General features: G+C 59.1%; 6 protein-coding genes. 5 read left to right on the forward strand and 1 reads right to left on the reverse strand.

Annotation, left to right across the window (positions count from 1 at the left end; genetic code table 11):
* On the forward strand, positions 1–233 hold a 233-nt coding region (locus E4K64_RS38735; RefSeq protein ID WP_135164484.1), incomplete at its 5' end, for an integrase core domain-containing protein.
* 640 nt (positions 234–873) lie between these two features.
* Positions 874–1,080 carry a hypothetical protein gene (locus E4K64_RS41530; protein ID WP_135167590.1) on the forward strand — a complete coding sequence of 69 codons (207 nt, stop codon included), beginning with the start codon at positions 874–876 and terminating at the stop codon, positions 1,078–1,080.
* A gap of 940 nt (positions 1,081–2,020) precedes the next feature.
* Here the strand turns inward: E4K64_RS41530 and E4K64_RS38745 are convergent.
* The gene (locus tag E4K64_RS38745; RefSeq protein ID WP_126262193.1) at positions 2,021–2,224 is read right to left on the reverse strand and encodes a hypothetical protein; all 204 of its coding nucleotides are present in this window, start codon (positions 2,222–2,224) and stop codon (positions 2,021–2,023) included.
* 369 nt (positions 2,225–2,593) lie between these two features.
* Here E4K64_RS38745 and E4K64_RS38750 point away from each other — a divergent pair, with 369 nt between their 5' ends.
* From E4K64_RS38750 to E4K64_RS38765, 3 genes are all read left to right on the forward strand, one after another.
* Positions 2,594–2,860, forward strand: a complete 267-nt coding sequence (locus E4K64_RS38750; RefSeq protein ID WP_235884962.1) for a DUF4349 domain-containing protein — start codon at positions 2,594–2,596, stop codon at positions 2,858–2,860.
* A 1,338-nt stretch (positions 2,861–4,198) separates the two neighbouring features.
* Positions 4,199–4,585, forward strand: a complete 387-nt coding sequence (locus tag E4K64_RS38755; RefSeq protein WP_126262194.1) for an ectoine synthase — start codon at positions 4,199–4,201, stop codon at positions 4,583–4,585.
* A gap of 626 nt (positions 4,586–5,211) precedes the next feature.
* Positions 5,212–7,636 (forward strand): non-ribosomal peptide synthetase (locus tag E4K64_RS38765; RefSeq protein WP_235884963.1); only part of this gene is annotated, 2,425 nt, incomplete at its 3' end.

Genomic DNA, 7,636 nt, shown 5'->3' on the forward strand with positions numbered 1-7,636 from the left:
TCAGTATGGACGGCCGGGGCGCCTGGCGGGACAACGTGTTCGTTGAGCGGCTGTGGCGCAGCGTCAAATACGAGGAGGTGTATCTGCGGGCCTACGACAGCGTCAGCGACGCTCGCGCCTCGATTGGCCGCTATCTGGACTTCTACAATTGCCGCCGTCCACATTCGAGCCTTGACGGCAGCACACCGGATCAAGCCTACTTCACCCCGCTGCCGCTCCGCACGGCAGCCTAACCCCGGCAGAGGCTCCACTTATCGACGCGGATATTCTGTTCAGACAACCGGGGCCAGCTCACTCCCCAACCTGCATAAAGATCGCCAAGAGCGGCTAGGGGGCGAGTCACGGATCACTGTTCGTAGGTGTCGGATCTTGGCGCGATTTCGTCGTCAAACACGGGGCCGGCGCTGGTTTTTGGCGTGAAGATATGCTTCATCGCAACAATTGATCGCGATGTCCCTCTACAGTGCAAGAGGCGAAGCCTTCGGGCTTGGTTGGGCGCGGCGGGCGCGATAAGCGGCAAGAGGTCCGCAACCGAACTGGCAACCTACGAACACATTGGCCTGCCGCAGCCGGCCAACCAGTCCGGCGCCCAATAGAAGTCCCAGCACACCCTGCGTAATCGCAGGGCGTCGCGTTGGGCTCTGAGCTCTGCCAAACTTGTCTGCTAAGCCGGAGAGAAGCGACGAGAAGAGCAAAAGCAGGCCGATTAGGCGAGCTACCGCAGTTGATTAGCGATCGCAGAGATGCTGGACATTGCACCGCCGTGAAAATCGGCTGACCCGCAGTCGCGAAGCCTCATACGATCTGATGTACTTGCGTTGCGGTCCAGCAAATGCCCATTATCTTCCTCGATGGGATGAGGGAGATCTCCCAATGCTCGACGGTGCCACGACCGCGCTCCTGCGCACGATCCTGGAGGAGGTTTGCGAGAACGTCCCACCGTATGACGCTGGCGTCCGCGCCTACGTTGCCTCCAAAATCCTGGAGGCGGCCACCAGAGGTGAGACGCGCCCCGATCTGCTTAGACAGATCGGTCGGGAGGCTCTTTCCAAAGCGCCAACGATGTGGCGACACACCTAGGACCCGGCTTGTCATCGAGGTGAATTTACAAGTCGCAGTGCTGAAGATCCTGGCCCGTTCTCTAGTTTTCGCGCCGTCGCGCCGCCTGCGGCGTAGCGATCCGGCCAGCTCGCAGAGGTCTGTTGTGGTCGCAAATCGATGGCGGCCTACGTCACCCAAGACGCAGCGTCATCCGGTGGAGCATTGTCATGGCGCATCCTTTCGCGCGCAGCGGACGCGAACGGATCCGCGTGTTGAAGTTCATTGTTCATGTCGTGGGCGACATTCACCAACCTGCGGCGGTCGGTTGCCGATTGAGAAACAGCGCGCGGTGTCCGTCAGCTGCGCGTCCAACGGAATCTTTGTACGATGGACACGGGCGCAGCGTCTCATCGTTGCGGGCGAGCGTTCCTGGCCGCAGGAGTTGATGCGCTCATATACAATCGCATGTGCAGGCTCGGACGATGACACGATCTGGCATCTCGAATGCTCTGCGCCAAATCAGACCTTTTTCCCCGCGAAGCGGTAAGCATCCGCTTGTTCAACGGTTAGATTGGCTGCTAAGCCGGTTCCGATCAACGCTGGCCGCTTGCGCTCTCGATAATAAACCATCCAACCAGTCCCGCCCTTCCGAACGAAGATCTGTTTTGCGAACAAGCACCGGCAGTCAATCTTAGTCCCCCGAGGTCGTTGCCACGATACGTCACGATCGGCCCATGCAAGTCGCCGCGCCGCATTTGCATATATGAATCGGTAGGCGGGTTGCTCCTGCGAGCGGCCAATCGTTTAAAGAGAGCAGCTCGCACAAAAGGCAGCGCATCCAAGCCTTGGCGCACGCATCCTTGCGCGCCACGATACCGGTGAGGCGTTGTGCTCATAACATTCATCCGCAAATGCGGGCGAAGTCAGTCTTCGGCGCCGGAGCGCCGTCAACTCACGCGAGCCGGTGCGCCGTTGCTGTTTACTCCTGTGGGAGCGCCGCAAGTGCCTTTTCGATCACTGTGATTTCTTGACTGACCTGAGCGATTGCTTCCTTCGGATCAATTCCGGTAACGCGGTTCAACTTCTGCAGTAGCTCCCGCCGATGTGTCAGAAGGTTCTCCAGCGCGCTGCGGTTGTTTAGTTTCACATAGCCTTCCACAATCAATCCAATCGAAAGAGACATCCGAAACTCTCAAGCAAACCTGTTCTCAACGAAGCTGCGTATAGCACATCGGCAGATGATGTTCAGCTCGCCGCGAGAGAATACTGACGGGCGAGCTTGTTGGCGACAAGCGTCCGCCACCGGCGGCTTGCCGAATATTCCTTGCGCCTTGCAGGCGTCCAGCTCTGTTTGAGGGATTAGCGGAGCAGAAAAACGGTGTATGGCGAGCCAAAAACGCTGCAGATCATCGAAATGGAAATGCTAGGAGTGATATCACGAACTGCCATGCCGAACGGCGTGGAGATGCGATGACAGGCGGCGCACTAACCGACGACATGCTCGCCTGAATATCTCTCTGTAGACATTGCGACGACGTCAGGAGCGTCCAGGATGCTCGATGAATACTTTGCCCGCATTCGTGCTCACCGCAACAATATCCACCGCTATCGTCGCCTGCTGAAGTCGAACCTGTCGGATGTCGAACGTCAGTTCATCGAAAAACGCCTCACCGAAGAGCAGACCGCGCTCGAGTCTCTTTCGGCCGAGACCTTCCCGCTCGCGTTTGGCCTTCGGAAAGGGGGCGGACATGCCGGCGAGCTAGGCGCGGAGCCGCGAACGACGTGCGCGTCCGGGACCCCGGGCGGCCTGATCTGCTGACCTGCGCGGGGCGCGGTGGCATTTGGGAGCCCGCCCGAACCCGGATTTTATCCGATAAGGTCACCGAGCGCGCATTTGCGGCGTCCGCGCATGAACCTCAAGAAGCGTTCCGCGCGCTCGCCCGAGCTTTGGTGGCGCAGCTGCATGTGGAAGCCGTCTCTCGCTCGCGCCCCACTCTGTCTGCCGTTCACCGCGAGAAGCTGGTGCAGCGGCTCTTGATTGACTGGAAGCAACAGGTGTTTGGGATAAGCGACCGATTTCTCAAATTTGTGGCGCGCGCCCGAAGCCAAAAGGTGACACTCTCTCGCTCAGAGGGGAGCTTACTCAAAGCCTGACGATCTCGAAGCTGCAGAGGCGTGTTTCCGAAGGGCCGCAGACCATTTCCGCGCCGCTGACCGGACGAATGAGGCTGAGAGCTTGCAACACCGCGTCCAGGTGTTAGCCGATCGACGACGAGTGCAGAGCGCCTTTCAAGATGCTCGTGTGACTAAGAAGACCCGCCCAAGATCGCCACGAGCGAAGAAGCCTCCCTCCGAGTCAAAGTCTGCTAAATCGGCGAGGCCAGAACGCGGAAGCCGAAGCGCAAGGTTGCGAAAAAAAAGAAATAGCTCAACGGACAGCCACAGGGCGGCGCAGCTTGTGCCAAGGATTTCCGACGTCACAACGAGTTTTCCGAGCGTGACGCCAGGAGTAGTTTGCAACTTCTAAAAGCGGATTGAAGCGGTTTGGGGATCTTGACGCTCCGCTCTGCTCGACCGGTTCTCGCTCGAGGATCTGTTTGTATTCGGCCAATATCTCGCCAGTTTGTTAGATTGGCTACACGCCCAGCCAAATCGTTCTAATCGCTAGCCAGCTGAGACAGCCACAACTTTTATCTTTCATCGGTCTCCTATCGCGGCATGACATTTGCTCTCCTAGCTGAGACGCTGGGGAACCGTATTCGCGGCGAGAGGGACAGCAAGGAAGGAAACGACTTGCCAAATCTCCGACTGGAGACAGTTCATGTCGCCGGCAATATCTCCAGCAGCATTCTGGGAAATACAAAGGTAAGCGGTACCGCGCGAAAGGTGGAACATCAAGCTGGTACGCGCCGATCGGGGCGGCTGCGAAATACCCTCGCGCCTATAGTTTTAATAGTCGATGTGGGGCAAATGGCAGGGCGTTTGCGTGTAGCCAATCCCCTGGGATTACTGCACGGGTTCTCAGCATCCGGCGGCGGGGGTTTTCGACAGAGATCCCAGTCGGCCGCGCGACACGGGAGGTCGCAGTTCCGGGGCAGAACAAGCGCCTCCAGCCTTTGGATCAATCACTTCAATCTGCACGGGGCAATCTAACACTATGATTGTGCGTAGTCTGCACGACGTTGAAGCAACCGATCACTTCGTCGATTGGGGCAATGGTACTAGCCACCGCCTTCTGACGGATAAGGACGGCATGGGTTTTAGCATCTGCCACACCGTCGTGCGCGCCAACACCGTTTCCCTTCTGCAATACCGGAATCATCTCGAAGCCTGCTACTGCATCGGCGGAGAGGGCGAGGTCGAGGACATGGACGGCAATGTCTTTCCCATTCGCCGGGGCGACATGTATGTGCTTGACAAGCATGACAAGCATTTCCTGCGCGGGGGACGGGGAAAGGACTTGATCCTCGTTAGCATCTTCAACCCGCCCCTCACCGGAACCGAGCGCCACAAGCTCGACGACCCGGCAGGCTCCACATATTGAGCGATGCGAAGAAACACCAATCCAATATGAACTGCCGCTAATTGCCAGAAACGTTTACTCGAGCCATCCAGCATTGCCCCGTACCGCACGCGCGGACCTCAGAAAAACTCTTTGTCCCGGTTTTGCGAAAGGCGGACGCGATGCGGTTCGGCTGAGCCGACAAATTACTTTGGGAGTCCAGGCTTGTCCGGAAGACCAGGCGGTGGATGCTTATGCCGATTAATGGCGCGCTCAGTTGTACGATGTCGGGCGACGCTGTTGGAGAACTGACATAGTACCGCTGTGACGATCGCAGTGATTGCACCCGATTTCACCGTTGGCACGATACATGCGTAATCCTCTAAAGCGCGCCATAGAGGAGGAGTCGTTCGATGAGAACGCTTACCAGAAACGCTGACGCGGTTGAGCGGCAGCTGCGATACTGCCGGCACCATATTTGGTGATGCGGAATGAGCGATGAACAGGTGCAGAGCATATCTGGCCCACATGAGCTGCTGGCGCGCGGGGAGGAGTTTTGGCGACGGCGCCTCGAGCAGTTTAGAAGATTGCATCCTCCTTTCGTGTCATCATCCGCGGCTGCGGCGCCTTCCCGATGGCAGTCGAGTTCGTGGGTTAGCCCAAGTGCTTTGGCTGAACTTTCCCCACAAGATCGCTCGGAATATTTGGTAACGGCTTGGCTGATCTATCTCGCTCGGATCACGGGGCAAAAAAAGCTTCAACTGGGATGGAAGCCTGCATGGGACGGATTGCAAGCTGGCTGCAAACTCGTCGAGATGTTGATCGCCTCCGTCGTTCCGATGGATGTTTGCATTGAGCTTTCTCATGATTTTGAAGAAGTGCGCACAACCGTAGCAGCCGAAGTCGCTCAGCTGAGGACGCACGCTACCTATGCCCGGGATCTTATCGCGCGCTGCCCGACATTGCGAAGTGTGGAGGCGTTACAGTCGCGCCAGCCTTGGCCGATTGGCATTGCCATCACGACAGAGAGCTGTTCCGTCGCCGACGATCTGTCGACGAGCCATAAGGCGGCCCGAGCCTTATGCGGCGATTTGCTGACGTTTGAGGTTTGCGCTCTGGATGGGAGCTTCCGCTGGCATTTTGATGCCGCTCGATTAGCGCCGAACCAGATTGACCGCATGACGCATCATTTGCAAGCTTTGTTACGCGGCGTGATGGACGATGCGGGGCAGTCTGTTGGCCGAATCGGCGTTCTGCCAACCGACGAACGCACGTATCTACTTGAAGATTTGAATCGAACGGCGGCGCCCTTTTCGTTTCAGCGATGTATCCATGAGTTGTTCGAGGCGCAGGTGCAAAAGGCGCCGAATGCGGTGGCGGTGGTCCATAATAATGAGAAACTAAGCTATGGCGAACTCAATGCGCGCGCCAACCGGCTGGCGCATCATCTGATCGAGCTCGGCGTCAAGCCGGATCAGCCGGTGGCGATCTGCCTGGGACGCAGCCTAGCGATGGTGGTTGGTGTCTTGGCGATCATGAAGGCCGGAGGCGCCTATCTGCCGCTAGATCCGGCGTATCCCTCAGCGCGGCTGCGGCAAATCGTCGACGATGCAAAACCGAAACTGCTGCTTTGCGATGTCGCCGGCCAAACCGCATTGGGCGCCGAAGCCGTGGCCGATGCGACGGTGGTCGAACTGGAGACGGCGGCCCCGCCCTGGACCGAGCGGCCGCCTTCGAACCCGGACCCAGTCACGCTTGGCCTCACATCGCGCCATCTCGCCTATGTCATCTATACATCCGGCTCAACCGGAATCGCCAAGGGCGTTGAAATGTCCCACGGCGCACTCGTGAATTCGCTTGCGGGAATCGGCGCGTCAAAACTGCGCACACTTCAATTTGCGACCCTGAACTTCGATGTGTCCTGTCAGGAGTTGTTCATCTGTTGGAAGGACGGCGGAGCGCTTGTGCTCGTGCGGGAAGAGACCCGGAGGCGCTTCTCCGACCTGCTGGAATTTTTACAGCGGGAGGCAATCGAGCGGCTTTTCCTCCCTTTCGTAGCATTGAATCATTTCGCGGAAGTCTGGAGCAGGCAGCGCGTACAGCTGCCCTCTTTAAGAGAGTTTTATACAGCCGGCGAGCGATTGCACGCCACTCCGCTGCTTAGGGCGTTCTTCGAAGCACACCCGAACGCGAGATTGATCAATCAATATGGGTCCACAGAAATCAGCGTCATTTCCGAGCACCGCCTTGCAGCCGATCCGTCATGTTGGTCCGAGATGCCTCACATCGGGCGTCCAATCGCCAACACGCGGGTGTACCTGCTGGACGGCCATGGCGCGCCCGTGCCGTTCGGTGCGGTTGGCGAGCTTTACATTGGCGGGGCGGGGGTGGCACGGGGCTATCTGAACCGCCCCGAGCTGACAGCCGAGCGGTTCATCGCCAGTCCCTTTGTCGAAGGCGACCGGCTGTACCGGACCGGCGACCTGGCACGCTACCTGCCGGACGGCAATCTTGAGTTCCTGGGCCGCAACGACGATCAGGTGAAGATCCGCGGCTATCGCATCGAGCCGGGCGAGATCGTAGCAAAGCTTTGCGAACACGCCTTCGTGCGCGAGGCGGTGGTGGTGGCGCGCCAGAACGGCGCCGGTGACAAGCATCTGATCGCCTATGTGGTCTGCGCGCCCGAGGCCGGCTCGGACGAGGGCGATGCAGGCGGGCTTGCGAGCGCTTTGCGCGCGCACTTGAGTGCGCGGCTGCCGGATTGCATGGTGCCGAGCGCGTTTGTGCGGCTGGCAGCGCTTCCGCTGACGGTGAACGGCAAGCTCGATCGCAACGCGCTGCCGGCCCCTCGCGATCAGGCCTATGCGCTGGCGGCCTATGAGGCGCCGCAAGGCGCGGTCGAGACCGCGCTGGCGCGGATCTGGGCCGAGCTCCTTGGTGTCGAGCGCATCGGGCGCAACGACCACTTCTTCGAACTGGGCGGCCACTCCCTCTTGGCCGTGCAGATGTCGAGCCGGCTGTCACAGGCGGTCGGAGTCGACCTGCCGCTGTCGACGCTGTTCGCAAGGCCAGTGCTGAGTGACCTGGCGGCAA

Source organism: Bradyrhizobium frederickii, from assembly GCF_004570865.1.
Taxonomy (GTDB): Bacteria; Pseudomonadota; Alphaproteobacteria; order Rhizobiales; family Xanthobacteraceae; genus Bradyrhizobium; species Bradyrhizobium frederickii.

Excerpts from the sequence above, each read along its gene's own strand:
- E4K64_RS41530 (WP_135167590.1), top strand. The coding sequence starts at position 874 with ATGCTCGACGGTGCCACGACCGCGCTCCTGCGCACGATCCTGGAGGAG.
- E4K64_RS38745 (WP_126262193.1), bottom strand. The coding sequence starts at position 2,224 with ATGTCTCTTTCGATTGGATTGATTGTGGAAGGCTATGTGAAACTAAAC.
- E4K64_RS38750 (WP_235884962.1), top strand. The coding sequence starts at position 2,594 with ATGCTCGATGAATACTTTGCCCGCATTCGTGCTCACCGCAACAATATC.
- E4K64_RS38755 (WP_126262194.1), top strand. The coding sequence starts at position 4,199 with ATGATTGTGCGTAGTCTGCACGACGTTGAAGCAACCGATCACTTCGTC.